Here is a 17,355-nt window from a genome sequence, read left to right as displayed (position 1 = left end):
TTAGCCGCAATATTGATACCGGACAAACTCATGTCAGTAAGCGCATTTAACCGACGCTGGGCGGCGGTCATTCTGGAAGCATTAACGCGTCATGGCGTCAGACACGTCTGCATTGCCCCTGGCTCCCGTTCTACGCCGTTAACGTTAGCGGCGGCGGAAAATTCTGCATTCATCCACCACACCCATTTTGATGAGCGTGGGCTGGGGCATCTGGCGCTGGGGCTGGCGAAAGTCAGCAAACAGCCGGTGGCGGTGATAGTGACTTCCGGCACGGCGGTGGCAAATCTCTATCCGGCACTGATTGAAGCGGGGTTAACTGGAGAGAAACTGATCCTCTTAACCGCCGATCGTCCGCCGGAACTGATCGACTGCGGCGCGAATCAGGCGATTCGCCAGCCGGGAATGTTCGCCTCTCACCCCATGCATAGCATTTCACTACCGCGTCCGACGCAGGATATTCCCGCTCGCTGGCTGGTTTCTACCATCGACCATGCTCTCGGTACGCTTCATGCTGGCGGAGTCCATATCAACTGCCCGTTTGCTGAACCGTTGTATGGCGAGATGGACGACACAGGACTTGCGTGGCAACAACGTCTGGGCGACTGGTGGCAGGACAATAAACCGTGGCTGCGTGAAGCGCCTCGTCTGGAAAGTGAAAAACAGCGCGACTGGTTCTTCTGGCGGCAAAAACGCGGCGTAGTCGTTGCGGGTCGCATGAGTGCGGAAGAGGGCAAAAAAGTGGCCCAGTGGGCGCAAACTCTTGGCTGGCCGCTGATTGGCGACGTACTGTCGCAAACCGGACAGCCGCTGCCGTGCGCTGACCTGTGGTTAGGCAATGCCAAAGCGACCAGCGAGTTACAGCAGGCGCAGATTGTTGTGCAACTGGGGAGCAGTCTGACCGGCAAACGGTTACTGCAATGGCAGGCGAGTTGTGAGCCGGAAGAGTACTGGATTGTTGATAATATTGAAGGGCGACTCGACCCGGCGCACCATCGTGGACGTCGGCTGATTGCCAATATCGCCGACTGGCTGGAGCTGCATCCGGCAGAAAAACGCCAGCCCTGGTGCGTTGAACTCCCGCGCCTGGCTGAACAGGCAATGCAGGCGGTTGTTGCGCGCCGTGATGCATTTGGTGAAGCGCAACTGGCACACCGCATCAGCGAGTATCTACCGGAACAGGGGCAACTGTTTGTCGGTAACAGCCTGGTGGTGCGTCTGATCGATGCGCTCTCGCAACTTCCGGCAGGTTATCCGGTTTACAGCAACCGTGGAGCCAGCGGTATTGACGGACTGCTCTCTACCGCCGCAGGCGTTCAGCGGGCGAGTGGTAAACCCACGCTGGCGATTGTTGGCGATCTCTCCGCACTTTACGACCTGAACGCACTGGCGTTACTGCGCCAGGTTTCCGCGCCGCTGGTATTAATAGTGGTGAACAACAACGGCGGGCAAATTTTCTCGCTGCTACCAACGCCGACAAGCGAGCGTGAGCGTTTCTATCTGATGCCGCAAAATGTCCATTTTGAGCACGCCGCTGCGATGTTTGAGTTGAAATATCATCGCCCGCAAAACTGGCATGAACTTGAAACGGCGCTTGCCGACGCCTGGCGCTCCCCGACCACCACCGTGATTGAGATGGTGGTTAACGACACCGATGGTGCGCAGACCCTCCAGCAGTTGCTGGCGCAGGTAAGCCATTTATGATCCTGCACGCGCAGGCAAAACACGGCAAGCCAGGTTTACCCTGGCTGGTTTTTCTGCACGGTTTTTCCGGCGATTGCCAGGAGTGGCAGCAAGTCGGCGAAGCGTTTGCCGACTACTCGCGGTTGTATGTTGATCTCCCTGGTCACGGCGGTTCGGCGGAAATTAGCGTCGATGGATTTGATGATGTCATCGACTTACTGCGTAAAACCCTTGTTAGTTACAACATACTTAATCACTGGCTGGTGGGATACTCGCTCGGTGGACGCGTGGCGATGATGGCGGCCTGTCAGGGGATGCCGGGGCTTTGTGGCGTTATTGTCGAAGGTGGTCATCCTGGGCTGCAAAGTGCTGAACAACGCGCGGAACGCCAGCGTTCGGATCACCGTTGGGCGCAGCGTTTTCGCACAGAACCATTAACGGCGGTCTTTGCCGACTGGTATCAACAACCGGTTTTTGCCTCGCTCAACGACGAGCAGCGCCAGGAACTGGTGACGCTGCGTAGCCACAATAACGGCGCAACGCTTGCCGCCATGCTGGAAGCAACCACATTGTCCGTCCAGCCTGATTTACGTGCTAACCTTAGAGCCCGCACATTTGCGTTTTATTATTTATGTGGTGAACGTGACAGCAAATTCCGCGCTCTGGCGGCGGAACTGGCTGCTGACTGCCATGTCATTCCTCGCGCCGGACATAACGCGCATCGGGAAAATCCCGCTGGCGTAATCGCAAGTCTGGCGCAGATCTTGCGTTTCTGACTAAAGGACACAATATGATTTATCCTGATGAAGCAATGCTTTACGCACCGGTTGAATGGCACGACTGTTCCGAAGGTTTCGAGGACATTCGTTATGAAAAATCTGCCGACGGTATCGCAAAAATCACCATTAATCGTCCGCAGGTGCGCAATGCCTTCCGTCCTCTGACGGTAAAAGAGATGATCCAGGCACTGGCGGATGCGCGTTATGACGACAACATCGGCGTGATCATTCTGACTGGTGCAGGCGATAAAGCGTTCTGCTCCGGCGGTGACCAGAAAGTGCGTGGCGATTACGGCGGCTATAAAGATGACTCCGGCGTACATCACCTGAACGTGCTGGACTTCCAGCGTCAGATCCGTACCTGTCCAAAACCGGTTGTTGCGATGGTGGCTGGCTACTCCATCGGCGGCGGTCACGTTCTGCACATGATGTGCGATCTGACCATTGCGGCAGAAAACGCCATCTTCGGTCAGACTGGCCCGAAAGTCGGCTCCTTCGACGGTGGCTGGGGCGCTTCCTATATGGCGCGTATTGTCGGGCAGAAAAAAGCGCGTGAAATCTGGTTCCTGTGCCGTCAGTACGACGCAAAACAGGCGCTGGACATGGGCCTTGTGAACACCGTGGTGCCGCTGGCGGATCTGGAAAAAGAGACCGTCCGCTGGTGCCGCGAAATGCTGCAAAACAGCCCGATGGCGCTGCGTTGCCTGAAAGCTGCGCTGAACGCCGACTGTGACGGTCAGGCGGGGCTGCAAGAGCTGGCGGGTAACGCCACCATGCTGTTCTACATGACGGAAGAAGGTCAGGAAGGTCGTAATGCTTTCAACCAGAAACGTCAGCCTGATTTCAGCAAATTCAAACGGAATCCGTAATGCGTAGCGCGCAGGTATACCGCTGGCAGATCCCCATGGACGCGGGGGTGGTTCTGCGCGACAGGCGGTTAAAAACCCGCGACGGGCTGTACGTTTGCCTGCGTGAGGGCGAGCGCGAAGGGTGGGGGGAGATCTCCCCACTACCGGGCTTCAGTCAGGAAACCTGGGAAGAGGCGCAGAGTGTGCTGCTTGCCTGGGTAAATGACTGGCTGGCAGGCGATTGCGAATTACCGCAAATGCCTTCCGTTGCCTTTGGCGTAAGCTGTGCATTGGCTGAGCTGGCAGACACGTTGCCGCAAGCAGCTAATTACCGTGCGGCACCGCTGTGTAACGGCGATCCTGACGATCTGATCCTCAAACTTGCCGATATGCCAGGTGAGAAAGTGGCGAAGGTCAAAGTGGGATTATACGAAGCCGTGCGCGACGGCATGGTGGTGAATCTGTTGCTGGAAGCGGTTCCGGATCTGCATTTGCGTCTTGACGCGAATCGCGCCTGGACGCCGCTGAAGAGCCAGCAGTTTGCCAAATACGTTAACCCGGATTATCGCGACCGCATCGCTTTTCTCGAAGAGCCGTGCAAAACCCGCGATGATTCGCGAGCCTTTGCCCGTGAAACCGGCATTGCCATTGCCTGGGATGAAAGCCTGCGCGAGCCGGATTTTGCCTTTGTGGCGGAAGAGGGTGTGCGCGCGGTGGTTATCAAACCCACACTCACTGGCAGCGTGGAAAAAGTACGCGAGCAGGTGCAGTCGGCGCACGCGCTGGGGCTGACGGCGGTGATCAGTTCTTCCATCGAGTCTAGCTTAGGCTTAACGCAACTGGCGCGGATTGCTGCCTGGTTAACGCCAGACACCATTCCGGGGCTGGACACGCTGGATCTGATGCAGGCGCAGCAGGTTCGTCGCTGGCCGGGTAGCCCGCTACCGTTAGTGGAATCAGATGCACTGGAGCGGCTGCTATGATCTTCTCTGACTGGCCGTGGCGTCACTGGCGGCAGGTGCGGGGAGATGCCATCGCCTTACGGCTCAATGATGAGCAACTCAACTGGCGCGAGCTTTGTGCTCGCGTCGATGAATTAGCGTCGGGCTTTGCGGCGCAGGGCGTGGTTGAGGGCAGCGGCGTGATGCTGCGGGCGTGGAATACACCGCAAACGCTGCTGGCCTGGCTGGCGTTGCTGCAATGCGGTGCGCGGGTGCTTCCCGTCAACCCACAGCTTCCGCAGCCGTTGCTTGAGGAGTTGCTGCCCAATCTTACTCTGCAATTTGCGCTGGTGCCGGAAGGGGAGAACACCTTTCCGGCGTTAACGTCGCTGCAAATTCAGGCTGGAGAGGGCGCATATGCAGCTATGTGGCAGCCGACACGTCTGTGCTCAATGACGTTGACCTCTGGTTCTACCGGGTTGCCAAAAGCCGCTGTTCATACTTATCAGGCTCATCTTGCCAGCGCCGAAGGTGTGTTATCGCTGATTCCGTTTGGCGAGCACGATGACTGGCTGCTCTCTTTGCCGCTATTTCACGTTTCCGGTCAGGGAATTATGTGGCGCTGGTTCTACGCTGGCGCGCGGATGACGGTACGCGATAAACAGCCACTGGAGCAAATGCTGGCAGGTTGTACTCACGCTTCGCTGGTGCCGACGCAGCTCTGGCGTTTGCTGGTTAACCGTAGTTCAGTTTCTCTGAAAGCGGTATTGCTTGGCGGCGCGGCGATCCCGGTCGAGTTGACGGAACAGGCGCGCGAGCAGGGCATCCGTTGCTTTTGCGGTTATGGTCTGACGGAGTTCGCCTCCACGGTATGCGCAAAGGAAGCGGACGGTCTGGTGGACGTCGGTTCGCCGCTGCCCGGTCGGGAAGTAAAAATCGTTAACGATGAAGTGTGGTTGCGCGCTGCCAGTATGGCCGAAGGTTACTGGCGTAACGGGCAACTGGTGCCGCTGGTGAACGACGAAGGCTGGTACGCTACGCGCGATCGCGGCGAGATGCATAACGGTAAACTGACTATTGTCGGGCGTTTAGATAATCTGTTCTTTAGCGGTGGCGAAGGTATTCAGCCGGAAGAAGTGGAGCGGGTTATTGCTGCGCATCCTGCGGTTTTGCAGGTGTTTATCGTCCCCGTTGCAGACAAGGAGTTTGGTCATCGTCCGGTGGCTGTCGTGGAGTATGACAGCGAAGTCGTTGATCTCAGCGAATGGGTGAAAGATAAACTGGCACGTTTTCAGCAACCGGTGCGTTGGCTAACGCTTCCGCCTGAATTGAAAAACGGCGGCATTAAGATCTCACGCCAGGCGTTGAAAGCGTGGGTTCAACGCCAGCAGTAATGGATCATCCGTTTCACATCTCATTTTTGCCATTCCATTGCCGTTGATAAAGAGTTTATCTGTTAATCTGTAACTTAATGTGAAAACTCTTAGCAAACAGGATAATGCAATGGAATGGCTGGTCAAAAAATCATGTTGCGATAAACAAGATAACAGACATGTTCTTATGCTCTGCGGTGCTGGAGGTGCGATAAAAATGATCGCTGAAGTGAAGAGTGACTTCGCCGTGAAAGTGGGGGATTTACTCTCGCCTTTGCAGAATGCGCTTTACTGTATTAATCGTGAAAAGTTGCACACGGTGAAAGTCCTCTCGGCAAGCAGTTACAGCCCCGATGAGTGGGAACGGCAGTGTAAATCGGCTGGGAAAACTCAGTAACGTTGTTTTGTCGTGGGCAGGAAAATCAGCATTAATCCGCTCACAATACAGGTTACGCCCAGCAGTGCCTTCAGTGAAAACGTCCCTTCCCAGCCGGGAAGTACCATTGAAGCAATCCATACCAGTACATAACTCATACTCAGTAAGGCATAGGCTTTGCTGAGAGCCAGTTGATGTAACGCTTTATACCAGCAAAAAACGGAGATCAGATAACCAGACAATCCGACCAGCAGCATCTGAGCACCGGTATCAAAAGCCAAAAACGCTGCGATAAAATCCCGCCACTGCGTCATCGGCGGCAGATGACTTGCCGCATAACCCAGACTTAATTGTGCTGCAGAAGCAATAATGACGCTGAATAATCCCCACATCAGACCCATTATACGGTACTCCCCAGGATCACAATGCCGCCAATAATGAATGCCACCCCGCACCAGTGACGCATCGATACCGGCTCGTGCCACAGTTTTACCGCAGCCAGCGTCACCCAGACAAAATTCAGACTCAACATCGGGTAGGCAATGCCCACCGGTACATTCTGTAAGACCAGTAGCCAAAGCACCATCGCAAGGCCAAGACAAGCCAGCGCCAGTCCCAGCCACAGTACGATATGTTTGCGCCGTTTGTTTATCGCCACAAAGCAGGTTGCCTGTTTCTGACACAACTGCCCGGCAACGCTAAGCAGGCTGGCAAAGACTAAAATCATCCAGATCATTTTGGGCGGTACTGAATGAGCACCAGACGTCCCTGATGATCGATAGCATCAGCGGGCGGAATGGCGAGGCTGTTGATGTCTTCATCGTGGTCAACCGAAAGCACTAGTGTAATAATCCCCTCCTGGCGATGCTGATTTAACCATTTGGAAAAATTATCACCGCTGACAAATCTCCCTTGCGCATCCGTATAATTAAGGCCGTATTTCAACTCACCCGTCTGACGATACATGATGATGTCATCGCGTTGCAGGCTCCATGCCAGACCTGCGGCAACACCGACGCTATCAGTAAGAATATAGCGGCTCGGCTGAAGTGATTCTTGCGTCATCTCGACAAAAAATTGCGGATGTTTTCCTTCCATAACTCTGTCAGGAATTGAAAATCCTACCAGCAACGCCATCCCCAGCGGGCAAAGTGCGGCAAAAGGCCAGGTTTTATCCACGTTTGTTAAGGTGTACCAGCCGAAAAATGCCCACAGCGAAAAAATAGACCATGAGCAAAAGACTTTATAGATCTCGAAAGTCTGCCAGACAGGTGTATTCATTGGCCCCCAGGGGGAGACAACAAACGTGGCAATAATACCCGTGACGCCAAATGCAATGTTAACCCAGCCATTAATTCGCAGCGCCAGAGGATTATTTTTTGCCGACTGCAAAGCGTAATGCGCCATCAACATCGCTAAAGGCGCAAAGCAGGAGAGAATATAAGTGGGCAATTTGCCTTTGGCGACGGAGAAAAACAGCAGCGGCATCACCATCCAGCTTAACAAATAGACGGTTGCGGAATGATTGCGATTTTTCCAGCCTGCGTAAAGTGCGCCGGGGAGTAATCCCAGCCACGGCAGGCTACCGGCAATGATGACAGGTAAGTAGTACCAGATCGGGGCTTTATGCTGGGCATCATCCATCGCAAAGCGTTGTATATGCTCAACCCAGAAAAAATAGTGCCAGAAATCAGGCTCCCGCTGCGCTATCGCCAGCCCCCAGGGGAGAACCGTTAGGACGCAACTGATAACCGCCAGCCAGCCGTAAATAAAGAAATCTTTCCAGCGTTTTTGCGTCGCTACCCACGGCAGCACGCTTAATACCGGCACGGCGAGGGCGAGGAAACCTTTGGTCATCACCCCCATGCCACAGGTTAACCCCAGCAGCAAAAATCCCGCGCTTTTGCCTCTCCTCGTTTGTGCCTGCATTGCCAGCCAGAAGCTGCACATCCCTGCCACCAGCCAGAATGCAATAAATGGATCGAGCACGGCATAAGTGCCGATGGCATAGACAATAAACAGCGAGAGATAAACCACAGCGGCGAGTAGTGCCAGACGCTTATCGCGCCATAAGCGCAGAGTAAACCAGGCCACCAGCGCGGCGGTTAACAGGGTTGCAAAGATAACACCAGCCCGTACACCAATGTTATTCGCGCCAAATAACCATTGCCCAATACTGTTAATCCAGTATCCGGCAATGGGTTTTTCGAAATAACGTAGCCCTAACAGATGAGGCACAATCCAGTCGCCGGAAGCCAGCATTTCCCGACTAATTTCCGCATAACGCGTTTCATCAGGTTGCCAGAGCAGACGTGTGCTGATCGGTAACACGTAATAACAGACAATAAACGCGAAGAGGCCGATAAGGTAACGTACCGATTTCATCACCGACTACCCGCAGCTTGTTGGCAACCCAGCCAGCCTTCACGTCCGGCAATACTTCCGCGAACGACGTGACCGAGCGGTAAATTCTCTGATAACAAGTCGCTTAAAGGACAAAACATAATACCTGCACGAGCTGCGCGTTTCAGGAGATCCACAAAATTATGCTGATAAGCACAGCCTTCAACTTCTGCATGAATGGTATAAACCGGCGTGCCTTTATCTCGCAGGATGCGGTTGAGCAGCCAGCCGTTGAAATCTTCTGCTTTCACATCCCGACCAATCACTTCATCCCAGGTGGGTAAGGTCACCGGGATTTGCGCAGTGCCGGGCTTTCCTGATTCGAGCAATGGACGAAACGGCATCGCCCCACGACAATCGCTGTTGTAGCGCAAATGGAACGCTTCTTTTGCTTCGATCACCTGCTGGTCGGCACGCCAGCCAGCGGCAGCGGAGCAGGTTACCGGTTGGCCGATAATCTCTTCCAGAGTGCGAAGGCCGTGTGCGATATCGTCGACCATTGTTTGCCGATCCCAGTGACCGATATGGGCTTGCCAGGCATGGTGATCCCAGGCGTGCAGGCCGACTTCGTGGTGTTTAGCCGCTTCACGAATGATATCGGCGTTAGCATGACCAATCTCTTTACCTGGCCATGCCGTACCTGCCAGTAAAATATTCCAGCCATAAAGCGATGCCGCGTTTGAGCGCAGCATCTTCCACAAAAACTGTGGCCTCACCAGTCGCCAGAGATGGCGGCCCATATTGTCCGGGCCAACGCTGAAAAAAATGCTGGCCTGAATATTATGCTTACTCAAGATTTCCAGCAGACGCGGCACGCCTTCACGGGTGCCACGAAAGGTGTCGACATCAATGCGTAAGCCCACTTTGGTCATGATGATTTTTCCGCAAGATCGACAGTGCGCAGGAAGAAATCCAGCGTTTCGTCGATGGTTTCCTGCATATCAATTTTCGGTTCCCAGCCCAGGCAGCGGCGAGCATTGCGGATACTCGGTTTACGATGCTCTACGTCCTGATATCCTTTGCCGTAGTAACTGCTACTTTCTACCACGCGAAAGCCTGCAAACGGTGGGAAGTGATGGCGCAGTGGATGTTTTTCGAAGCTCGCCAGCAGCATCTCGCCCAGTTCCTCAATGCTCGCTTCGTTATCAGGATTGCCAATGTTGATAATTTCGCCGTCGCAGCGATTTCCCGCATTTTCGATAATGCGGTATAACGCTTCAATGCCATCCCGAATATCAGTAAAGCAGCGTTTTTGTTTTCCGCCATCAATCAGCTTAATTGGTGAGCCTTCCACCAGATTAAGAATGAGTTGGGTAATTGCGCGCGAGCTGCCGATTCGTGCCGCATTAAGGTTATCCAGCCGTGGCCCCATCCAGTTAAACGGGCGGAAGAGGGTGAACTGTAAACCTTCTTTTTCGCCATAGGCCCAGATCACCCGATCAAGTAATTGTTTTGAAACCGAATAAATCCAGCGCGGTTTATTCACCGGGCCGACGATTAAATTAGAATGGTCTTCATCGAAGTATTTATCGCTACACATCCCATAAACTTCTGAAGTCGATGGGAAGATGATTCGCTTACGGTACTTCACGCAATAACGGATAATGCGCAGATTCTCTTCAAAATCGAGTTCAAATACGCGCAGTGGGTTGCGGGTATATTCAATCGGTGTGGCTATCGCCACCAGCGGCAATACGACATCACATTTTTTGACGTGATACTCAATCCATTCGGAATGAATACTGATATCGCCTTCGACAAAGTGAAAATGCGGATGATTAAGGAAACGACTAATGGCGTCGCTGCCGATATCCAGACCGTAAACTTCATAATGATCTTCGCGCAGCAGGCGTTCTGTCAGATGGTTGCCAATAAAGCCATTAACGCCAAGGATGAGTACCCGGGTACGGCGTCGGGCAGCGCAGGTTGATTGGCTATTTAATCGAGAACCTTGCACCAGCCCCAGTGTTTGCGCTAATTGTGAGCCTTGCATGGTAATGCCGTCGCCCGCCTGTCCGGTGACGATTTCCAGCGTGCCATAACCACAGGCAATCAACAGCGGTGCAACAGAAATCACGCTGCCCGGTTGTGCGGCAGTAGTAAGAGAATGTACGCGGGACGACCAGACTGTAAATTTCTGATTGCCAACATAACTAAAGGCGCCAGGCCAGGGATCGGCAACGGCACGCACCATGTTGTGGAGTACACAAGCCGGTTTATGCCATTCCAGGCGGCTGTCCTCCGGTGTTCTGCGACCAAAACAGGTGGCTTCGTTCTCACGTTGAGCGATTTCCAGAATATTACCGTGTTTAATCGCGGGTAATGTTTGCTCCAGCAACTGGCGCGCGGCATGGCACAATTTATGATGCAGCGTAATGGCAATATCGTCTGGCGCAATGGCAACGCGCAGTTGCGCCACAATGGCCCCGGCATCGGCGCGTTTCACCATTCGGTGCAATGTAACGCCAGTTTCCGTTTCACCGTTTACCAGCACCCAGTTCAGCGGCGCGCGACCACGATATTTCGGTAACAGCGAACCATGCAGATTAAATGCGCCTGCGGTAGCAAGCTGCAAAATATCGTCACTGATCAGATGGCGATAATAAAAAGAGAAAATCACATCAGGTGACAGTTGGGCTATGCGTTCTACCCACAGCGGATGATTAACGTTATCCGGCGCATAAACCGGAATGCCTCTTTCCGCCGCCAGACGAGCCACCGAACCATAAAATGCTTTTTCGCCAGGATTATCGGTATGAGTAAAAATGGCGCTAATTTCGTAACCGGCAGCCAGCAAGGCTTCAATGCCCAGGCATCCCATATCGTGGTAGGCAAAAACGACGGCTTTCATTATTCATTTTCCTTGCTGGATGGACGGATAACTTGCTGAACAAAATAGCGGGGGCGGGCGCGGACATCGGTGTAGATCCTGCCGATATATTCACCGAGTAATCCCATACCGATAAACTGAGCGCCAATAAAAGTAAACAGCACGGCAAATAGCATAAAGACGCCTTCTGCCGCCCATTGTGGTCCGAAGGTCAGGCGTAAAATCACCAGCAGTACCGCGATGCTAAAACCTCCAATCGCAATAATGCTGCCGAGCAGACTCAGCATACGTAGCGGCGTAGTGGTAAGGCAGGTCACCAGGTCGTACATCAAATTAATCAGGCGCATAAAGCTGTATTTGGATTCACCAAATTCACGCTCGGCATGATGCACTGGAATTTCAATGGCGCGGCGGGCAAAGATATTCGCCAGAATCGGGATAAAGGTGCTGCGTTCATGGCAGTGCAGCATGGCATCGATAATATGGCGGCGATAGGCGCGTAACATACAGCCGTAGTCGCCCATCGCTTTGCCGGTGGTGCGCTGGATCAACCGGTTAATCATCTTCGAGGCGGATTTACGAAACCAGCTATCCTGGCGGTTCTGGCGCACAGTCCCTACCACGTCGTAACCTTCATCGGCTTTTTCCACCAGATGGGGGATTTCTTCTGGTGGATTCTGGAGATCGGCATCAAGAGTAATGATTAAGTCGCCGGTAACGTGACTGAATCCCGCCATAATTGCCGAATGTTGTCCGTAATTGCGATTAAGCAAAATAGACACAATATGGCTGCCCTCCGCTTGTGAGGCATCGACCAGCATTTGTGCGGAGTTGTCGTTGCTGCCGTCATCAATCAGCAGGATCTCATACTCTTTGCCCAGCGATTCACAGGCTGTGGTGGTGCGCCTGATTAATTCCGGTAAGCTTTCCTGCTCGTTATAAACGGGAATAACCACCGAGACTTTCTTAACAGGGTGGATTTCAAACATGGCTTATTGTCCTGCGAGTTGCTGAAGGGCAGTGATGACGCGGTCGGCATCGGCGGTGGTCATATCCGGGAAAAGCGGCAACGAACAGATGCGTTCGCTATTCCATTCCGTATTCGGCAACGACAGCGTGGGAAAACGCTTGCGATAATATTTTTGCGTGTGGGCGGCGCGGAAATGTAACCCGGTTCCAATGCCTCTTTCTTTTAACGCTTCCATCAGAGCATCGCGGCTGATACCACAACGTTGTTCATCAACACGTATGATAAACAGATGCCAGGCGTGAACGTGCAACCATGCAGGAACGCTTAAAGGCTGGAAAGGGAGAGCTGCCAGTGCTTGCTGATATTGCAGGGCAATGTCGCGACGGCGAGTATTTAGTTGCTCTAATTTATTCAACTGCGTCAGAGCTATCGCAGCGTTAATATCGGTCAGATTGTACTTATAGCCCGGCGTTAATACTTCAGCCTGCGGCACGCGTCCCCAGGTTTGCCTGTCATATGCATCGACACCCAGACCATGAAATTTCAACATGCGTAACTGGCGGGCGAGGTTTTCATTATCGGTAACAATCAGGCCGCCTTCCGCGCAGGTAATATTTTTGATGGCGTGGAACGAAAAAATAGCGGTGCCCTTTGCACCAGTATGCTGACCTTTGTAATACGTACCGACGGCGTGGGCGGCATCTTCAATGACCGCGATACCGTGGCGTTCAGCAATGGCGCGAATGGCGTCAATATCTGCTGGCGCTCCGGCATAATGCACCGGGATAATCGCTTTGGTGTAGGGCGTAATGGCCGCTTCGATCGCTTCAGGCGTGATCATCAGCGTATCGCGATCAACGTCCACCATCACCGGCTTTGCGCCCAACAGGGAGATCATATTGAGGGTTGAAACCCAGGTCATGGAGGGCGTGATGACTTCATCATCAGCGCCAATCCCCAGCGCCATCAGTGTGATATGCATTCCTGCAGTGGCCGAGCTGACTGCGATGGCATGTTGATTTCCTGTCAACTGGCAAAAGGCCGCTTCCAGTGCCTGATTCTTCGGACCAGTGGTTATCCAACCGGATTCGAAAACCTCTTGAACTGCAGCGAGTTCTTCCGCGCTTATTGCCGGACGCGAAAAAGGTAAAAAGTCTGACATTGTTTTTCCTTCGGCCATTGAATACCTTTCCCCGCTATTTGCTAATATTTTTCATAGGGGATGTTATTTGTATTTTGCCATTTGGAATGAAATTCTAAGGTCAGAACATTAATTTAACCTTAAGGAATGAATATAAGGCTTAAATATTATTTTTTTTGTTTTTGTATCTTATTCAGGCTTTTAATTTGACAAGATTTAAGGCATTTTGCGTGCATCGTAATGTTTTAAGACTATCCCAGCCACTATTTACCAGTGAAAATGTCGTTTGTTTTCGCGGTCATTTAGCTGGCTACGCTTGTCTATAGGTGGAGCTTAAGTGTTAGCTTTTTGTCGGACTTCGTTGAAGTCTAAAAAATATATCTACATTTTACTGGTGCTTGGGGCGATTGCGGGGCTGGGTACACATGCTGCCTGGAGCAGTAATGGTTTGCCGCGTATCGATAATAAAACGCTGGCCAGATTAGCGCAGCAGCACCCGGTTGTGGTTCTGTTTCGCCATGCGGAACGCTGCGATCGCTCCTCTAATCAATGCTTGTCAGACAAAACGGGCATTACGGTGAAAGGTGCTCAGAATGCCCGTGAACTGGGCAAAGCTTTTAGCGCGGACATCCCTGATTTCGATCTTTATTCCAGTAATACCGTTCGGACTATTCAATCAGCGACCTGGTTTTCTGCTGGAAAAAAACTGACGGTAGATAAACGTTTTCTACAATGTAGAAATGAGATTTATAACACAATTAAGGAGTTGCAAAGTAAAGCGCCGGATAAAAATATCGTTATTTTCACCCATAACCATTGTCTGACCTATATCGCTAAAGATAAACGAAACGTGACATTTAAACCAGATTATCTGGATGGGCTGGTAATGCATGTTGAAAATGGCAACGTTTTACTGGATGGTGAGTTTGTTAATCGGTGATTTGTTAATATGACAGCCAATAATGGCTGTCATTACTGTTACATCAGACCTTTCAAACGTAACGTTTTCTGAGTGGCGACATTCAAATCATAGTGAGCAAGATCTTCAGGTTTTACCCATGCGTATTCCTGAAACTCTTCGTTAATTTTCACTTCACGGTTGGCAGAGACGCAGTCAAAGATCAGGTAAATCATATAAATCTCTTCCTTGCGACCATCTGCATACGTCTTGATACGAATGTCATCACTGAAAGTCCATGGCGTGATGTCAGTAAGAATCAGTTGCTCGCCCAGCTCTTCTCTGATTTCACGACGTAATGCTTCTTCAATGCGCTCACCGGGTTCTACGCCGCCGCCAGACAGCGCCCATTGTCCGGGGAAAACGCCGCGATCATCGGCCATTTTACACAGCAGATAAGCACCATCATTTTGAATTAAGGGACAAACTATAGTCCGTTGCCGCATGGGAATATTCCTTACCACTGAAAATAAAACAAAAGAATACGGCAATGGATCAACTCGTGAAAGTGGCATTGGCCTTTTTTGCGACGATAACCGCGATGATTATTTTTCTGGCAATCAATTTTTGGTGGCTACTTTTTCTGCACTTAATTATTAAAGAAGTATTTAGTTACAATAAGTGAGCAGATCGCTTTTTTCACGCATTGAATCCTCTGTGTCAGGCAGTACAATCCCGCAGCTTTGGGGACTTTTAATTATCTTCTTGCGGGAAAAGGTAAAAATGAAAAAATTTGCACTGCCAGTTCTGGCTGGAATGCTATTGGTTTCTGCATCGGCAAATGCGATAAGCATTAGCGGTCAGGCGGGAAAAGAATATACCAATATTGGCGTCGGTTTCGGTACTGAATCGACCGGTCTGGCATTAAGCGGTAACTGGACACATAACGATGACGACGGTGATGTCGCGGGCGTTGGCCTGGGATTGAATCTGCCGCTGGGACCGTTAATGGCAACTGTGGGCGGTAAAGGCGTTTACACCAACCCGAACGACGGCGATGAAGGCTATGCCGCAGCGGTAGGCGGTGGCTTGCAGTGGCAAATTGGCGATAGCTTCCGTCTGTTTGGCGAGTATTACTACTCTCCGGATTCGCTCTCCAGCGGTATTAAAAGTTATGAAGAAGCGAATGCTGGCGCGCGTTACACCATCATGCGCCCGATCAGCATTGAGGCGGGCTACCGCTACCTGAACCTGTCGGCTAAAGACGGCAATCGCGACAACGCGGTGGCTGACGGCCCGTATGTTGGGGTTAGCGCCAGCTTCTGATGCCTTCCGGCGCGGCGTTCTGCCGCGCCATTCAGTTTCTTACTACGCCTTATCTCCCTTTGCGTTATAGTGATTCGATAACAAAAGCAGGAGATAACCATGTTAAAAGTGGAAATGTTATCCACCGGGGATGAAGTGTTACACGGGCAAATCGTTGACACTAACGCTGCCTGGCTGGCGGATTTTTTCTTTCATCAGGGGTTGCCATTATCTCGCCGCAATACAGTGGGCGATAACCTTGAGGATTTAGTGACCATTCTTCGCGAACGTAGCCAGCACGCCGATGTGCTGATCGTCAATGGCGGACTGGGGCCGACCAGTGATGATTTAAGCGCACTCGCCGCAGCGACCGCCAAAGGTGAAAGCCTGGTTCTTCATGAAGCCTGGCTCGAAGAGATGGAACGCTATTTCCGCGAACGTGGTCGCGTAATGGCGCCGAGCAACCGCAAACAGGCGGAGCTGCCTGCCAGTGCAGAATTTATCAATAATCCGGTTGGTACGGCCTGTGGTTTTGCTGTGCAACTTAACCGTTGCCTGATGTTCTTTACCCCAGGCGTGCCGTCGGAATTTAAAGTGATGGTCGAGCACGAAATCCTGCCGCGCCTGCGTGAGCGTTTTTCTTTGCCGCAACCGCCGGTTTGTCTGCGGCTGACCACTTTTGGTCGTTCAGAAAGCGATCTGGCGCAAAGCCTGGATGCGTTGCAACTACCGCCAGGTGTGACGATGGGCTATCGCTCCTCCATGCCGATTATTGAACTGAAACTCACCGGACCGGCAAGCGAGCAACAGGCGATGGAAAAACTGTGGCTGGATGTTAAACGTGTTGCCGGGCAGAGCATGATTTTCGAAGGCACCGAAGGGCTGCCAGCGCAAATCAGCCGCGAACTGCAAAGCCGCCAGTTCAGTCTGACGTTGAGCGAGCAATTCACCGGTGGCTTGCTGGCTTTGCAACTTTCTCGCGCGGGGGCGCCATTACTGGCGTGTGAAGTGGTTCCTTCACAGGAAGAAACCCTGGCGCAAACTGCGCACTGGATAACGGAACGCCGAGCTAACCATTTCGCCGGGCTGGCGCTGGCGGTTTCTGGTCTGGAAGATGAACATCTCAACTTTGCGCTGGCTACGCCAGACGGCACTTTCGCCCTGCGAGTACATTTCAGCACCACGCGCTACAACCAGGCTATCCGTCAGGAGGTGTGCGCAATGATGGCGCTTAATATGCTGCGCCGCTGGCTGAACGGTCAGGACATCGCCAGCGGGCATGGCTGGATTGAGGTTGTGGAGTCGTTGACACTGTCGCCACAGGGGGCGTGAAAGAGGGCGTGCCGGGGAGAAGTCTTTTACCCGGCACGTTGTCGCGTTCATTGCAGGCTTAATGGGGCGAGATTGGCATCGGTTAGCTGGGTTGTTGCCAGCACAATCTCACGTTCAAAACCTTGTTCCAGCATTCGTAAGGCGATTTTAATGGCTTGTTCGTGCAAACCTTCCAATTTACCTTCCTGCCAGCCAATTTGGTGTCCTTCCTGCCGTAGCCGTTCAGCAATGGTCATTAATCTCTCCTTTTAATGACAGTTCGGTGGAATATCAGCATCAGTGAGTTGGGTTGTCGCCAGCACAATCTCACGTTCAAAGCCTTGTTCCAGCATTCGTAAGGCGATTTTAATGGCTTGTTCATGCATGCCTTCCTGCAAACCTTCTAATTTACCTTCCTGCAAACCTTCTAATTTACCTTCTTGCAAGCCTTCAATCTTACCCTCCTGCCAGCCAATTTGATGTCCTTCCTGCCGTAGCCG

Annotated in this window: 18 protein-coding genes and 1 pseudogene; 9 read left to right on the top strand and 10 right to left on the bottom strand. The window is 52.3% G+C overall.

Annotated elements, in window-relative coordinates; translation table 11 throughout:
• The first annotated feature begins 30 nt into the window (after positions 1-30).
• The 6 genes from menD to pmrD all read left to right on the top strand — a co-directional run bounded on the left by menD (position 31) and on the right by pmrD (position 6,018).
• Positions 31-1,701: a 2-succinyl-5-enolpyruvyl-6-hydroxy-3-cyclohexene-1-carboxylic-acid synthase gene (gene menD, locus BEG40_RS13450; RefSeq protein WP_016158678.1), complete on the top strand. Its 1,671-nt coding sequence runs from the start codon at positions 31-33 to the stop codon at positions 1,699-1,701.
• The gene (menH, locus tag BEG40_RS13445) at positions 1,698-2,456 is read left to right on the top strand and encodes a 2-succinyl-6-hydroxy-2,4-cyclohexadiene-1-carboxylate synthase (RefSeq protein WP_105285554.1); all 759 of its coding nucleotides are present in this window, start codon (positions 1,698-1,700) and stop codon (positions 2,454-2,456) included. Before menD ends, menH begins: the two co-directional genes overlap by 4 nt.
• A 14-nt stretch (positions 2,457-2,470) precedes the next feature.
• Positions 2,471-3,328: a 1,4-dihydroxy-2-naphthoyl-CoA synthase gene (menB, locus tag BEG40_RS13440; RefSeq protein ID WP_000639990.1), complete on the top strand. Its 858-nt coding sequence runs from the start codon at positions 2,471-2,473 to the stop codon at positions 3,326-3,328.
• Complete coding sequence (gene menC / locus BEG40_RS13435; protein WP_105285553.1) at positions 3,328-4,290, top strand: o-succinylbenzoate synthase; 963 nt, start codon at positions 3,328-3,330, stop codon at positions 4,288-4,290. Before menB ends, menC begins: the two co-directional genes overlap by 1 nt.
• On the top strand, positions 4,287-5,642 hold the full coding sequence (gene menE, locus BEG40_RS13430) for an o-succinylbenzoate--CoA ligase (protein ID WP_105285552.1): 1,356 nt from the start codon (positions 4,287-4,289) through the stop codon (positions 5,640-5,642). The genes menC and menE overlap by 4 nt, the downstream gene beginning before the upstream one ends.
• 109 nt (positions 5,643-5,751) lie before the next feature.
• Entirely contained in the window at positions 5,752-6,018 is a 267-nt protein-coding gene (gene pmrD, locus BEG40_RS13425) for a signal transduction protein PmrD (RefSeq protein WP_010350632.1), read from the top strand.
• Here the strand turns inward: pmrD and arnF are convergent.
• Genes arnF through arnB form a run of 7 tightly spaced genes read right to left on the bottom strand, consistent with a single transcriptional unit; the run spans position 6,012 to position 13,362 of the window.
• Positions 6,012-6,398: a 4-amino-4-deoxy-L-arabinose-phosphoundecaprenol flippase subunit ArnF gene (arnF, locus tag BEG40_RS13420; protein ID WP_000523875.1), complete on the bottom strand. Its 387-nt coding sequence runs from the start codon at positions 6,396-6,398 to the stop codon at positions 6,012-6,014. The genes pmrD and arnF overlap by 7 nt on opposite strands.
• The gene (gene arnE / locus BEG40_RS13415) at positions 6,398-6,733 is read right to left on the bottom strand and encodes a 4-amino-4-deoxy-L-arabinose-phosphoundecaprenol flippase subunit ArnE (RefSeq protein ID WP_105285551.1); all 336 of its coding nucleotides are present in this window, start codon (positions 6,731-6,733) and stop codon (positions 6,398-6,400) included. Before arnE ends, arnF begins: the two co-directional genes overlap by 1 nt.
• Positions 6,730-8,382 carry a lipid IV(A) 4-amino-4-deoxy-L-arabinosyltransferase gene (gene arnT / locus BEG40_RS13410; protein WP_016158674.1) on the bottom strand — a complete coding sequence of 551 codons (1,653 nt, stop codon included), beginning with the start codon at positions 8,380-8,382 and terminating at the stop codon, positions 6,730-6,732. The genes arnE and arnT overlap by 4 nt, the downstream gene beginning before the upstream one ends.
• Positions 8,382-9,272, bottom strand: coding sequence for a 4-deoxy-4-formamido-L-arabinose-phosphoundecaprenol deformylase (gene arnD / locus BEG40_RS13405; protein ID WP_105285550.1), 891 nt, complete (start codon positions 9,270-9,272; stop codon positions 8,382-8,384). The genes arnT and arnD overlap by 1 nt, the downstream gene beginning before the upstream one ends.
• Positions 9,269-11,251, bottom strand: a complete 1,983-nt coding sequence (gene arnA / locus BEG40_RS13400) for a bifunctional UDP-4-amino-4-deoxy-L-arabinose formyltransferase/UDP-glucuronic acid oxidase ArnA (protein ID WP_105285549.1) — start codon at positions 11,249-11,251, stop codon at positions 9,269-9,271. The genes arnD and arnA overlap by 4 nt, the downstream gene beginning before the upstream one ends.
• Positions 11,251-12,219, bottom strand: a complete 969-nt coding sequence (gene arnC / locus BEG40_RS13395; protein ID WP_000461645.1) for an undecaprenyl-phosphate 4-deoxy-4-formamido-L-arabinose transferase — start codon at positions 12,217-12,219, stop codon at positions 11,251-11,253. The genes arnA and arnC overlap by 1 nt, the downstream gene beginning before the upstream one ends.
• Positions 12,220-12,222: 3 nt before the next feature.
• Positions 12,223-13,362: a UDP-4-amino-4-deoxy-L-arabinose aminotransferase gene (arnB, locus tag BEG40_RS13390; RefSeq protein ID WP_105285548.1), complete on the bottom strand. Its 1,140-nt coding sequence runs from the start codon at positions 13,360-13,362 to the stop codon at positions 12,223-12,225.
• Between the two features lie 316 nt (positions 13,363-13,678).
• Between arnB and ais the strand changes: the two genes are divergently transcribed.
• Positions 13,679-14,281 carry a lipopolysaccharide core heptose(II)-phosphate phosphatase Ais gene (gene ais, locus BEG40_RS13385; RefSeq protein ID WP_016158670.1) on the top strand — a complete coding sequence of 201 codons (603 nt, stop codon included), beginning with the start codon at positions 13,679-13,681 and terminating at the stop codon, positions 14,279-14,281.
• Positions 14,282-14,319: 38 nt separating this feature from the next.
• Here ais and nudI read toward each other — a convergent pair whose 3' ends face one another.
• Positions 14,320-14,745, bottom strand: a complete 426-nt coding sequence (gene nudI / locus BEG40_RS13380; RefSeq protein WP_001249882.1) for a nucleoside triphosphatase NudI — start codon at positions 14,743-14,745, stop codon at positions 14,320-14,322.
• Positions 14,746-15,022: 277 nt separating this feature from the next.
• On the opposite strand from nudI, the gene BEG40_RS13370 reads away from it, so the two are divergent.
• Positions 15,023-15,565 carry a YfaZ family outer membrane protein gene (locus BEG40_RS13370; RefSeq protein WP_000712687.1) on the top strand — a complete coding sequence of 181 codons (543 nt, stop codon included), beginning with the start codon at positions 15,023-15,025 and terminating at the stop codon, positions 15,563-15,565.
• A 99-nt stretch (positions 15,566-15,664) separates the two neighbouring features.
• Positions 15,665-16,876, top strand: coding sequence for a nicotinamide mononucleotide deamidase-related protein YfaY (locus BEG40_RS13365; protein ID WP_105285547.1), 1,212 nt, complete (start codon positions 15,665-15,667; stop codon positions 16,874-16,876).
• A 47-nt stretch (positions 16,877-16,923) separates the two neighbouring features.
• On the opposite strand, the pseudogene BEG40_RS13360 reads toward BEG40_RS13365, so the two are convergent.
• Together BEG40_RS13360 and BEG40_RS13355 are read right to left on the bottom strand one after the other, a co-directional pair.
• A pseudogene (locus BEG40_RS13360) lies at positions 16,924-17,124 on the bottom strand (Rpn/YhgA-type helix-turn-helix domain-containing protein); the annotation flags it as partial.
• The coding region (locus BEG40_RS13355; protein ID WP_123058468.1) for an Rpn/YhgA-type helix-turn-helix domain-containing protein at positions 17,125-17,355 on the bottom strand (231 nt) is incomplete at its 5' end.

Source organism: Escherichia sp. MOD1-EC5495 (genome assembly GCF_002965965.1).
Lineage (GTDB): Bacteria > Pseudomonadota > Gammaproteobacteria > Enterobacterales > Enterobacteriaceae > Escherichia > Escherichia ruysiae.
Note: the sequence above shows the minus strand (reverse complement) of the source record. Positions and strands in the feature narration are given on the sequence as shown.

Excerpts from the sequence above, each read along its gene's own strand:
- menC (WP_105285553.1), top strand. The coding sequence starts at position 3,328 with ATGCGTAGCGCGCAGGTATACCGCTGGCAGATCCCCATGGACGCGGGG.
- arnC (WP_000461645.1), bottom strand. The coding sequence starts at position 12,219 with ATGTTTGAAATCCACCCTGTTAAGAAAGTCTCGGTGGTTATTCCCGTT.
- pmrD (WP_010350632.1), top strand. The coding sequence starts at position 5,752 with ATGGAATGGCTGGTCAAAAAATCATGTTGCGATAAACAAGATAACAGA.
- BEG40_RS13365 (WP_105285547.1), top strand. The coding sequence starts at position 15,665 with ATGTTAAAAGTGGAAATGTTATCCACCGGGGATGAAGTGTTACACGGG.
- menD (WP_016158678.1), top strand. The coding sequence starts at position 31 with ATGTCAGTAAGCGCATTTAACCGACGCTGGGCGGCGGTCATTCTGGAA.
- arnF (WP_000523875.1), bottom strand. The coding sequence starts at position 6,398 with ATGGGTCTGATGTGGGGATTATTCAGCGTCATTATTGCTTCTGCAGCA.
- arnA (WP_105285549.1), bottom strand. The coding sequence starts at position 11,251 with ATGAAAGCCGTCGTTTTTGCCTACCACGATATGGGATGCCTGGGCATT.
- BEG40_RS13370 (WP_000712687.1), top strand. The coding sequence starts at position 15,023 with ATGAAAAAATTTGCACTGCCAGTTCTGGCTGGAATGCTATTGGTTTCT.
- menH (WP_105285554.1), top strand. The coding sequence starts at position 1,698 with ATGATCCTGCACGCGCAGGCAAAACACGGCAAGCCAGGTTTACCCTGG.
- menE (WP_105285552.1), top strand. The coding sequence starts at position 4,287 with ATGATCTTCTCTGACTGGCCGTGGCGTCACTGGCGGCAGGTGCGGGGA.
- nudI (WP_001249882.1), bottom strand. The coding sequence starts at position 14,745 with ATGCGGCAACGGACTATAGTTTGTCCCTTAATTCAAAATGATGGTGCT.
- arnT (WP_016158674.1), bottom strand. The coding sequence starts at position 8,382 with ATGAAATCGGTACGTTACCTTATCGGCCTCTTCGCGTTTATTGTCTGT.
- arnE (WP_105285551.1), bottom strand. The coding sequence starts at position 6,733 with ATGATCTGGATGATTTTAGTCTTTGCCAGCCTGCTTAGCGTTGCCGGG.
- menB (WP_000639990.1), top strand. The coding sequence starts at position 2,471 with ATGATTTATCCTGATGAAGCAATGCTTTACGCACCGGTTGAATGGCAC.
- arnB (WP_105285548.1), bottom strand. The coding sequence starts at position 13,362 with ATGTCAGACTTTTTACCTTTTTCGCGTCCGGCAATAAGCGCGGAAGAA.
- arnD (WP_105285550.1), bottom strand. The coding sequence starts at position 9,272 with ATGACCAAAGTGGGCTTACGCATTGATGTCGACACCTTTCGTGGCACC.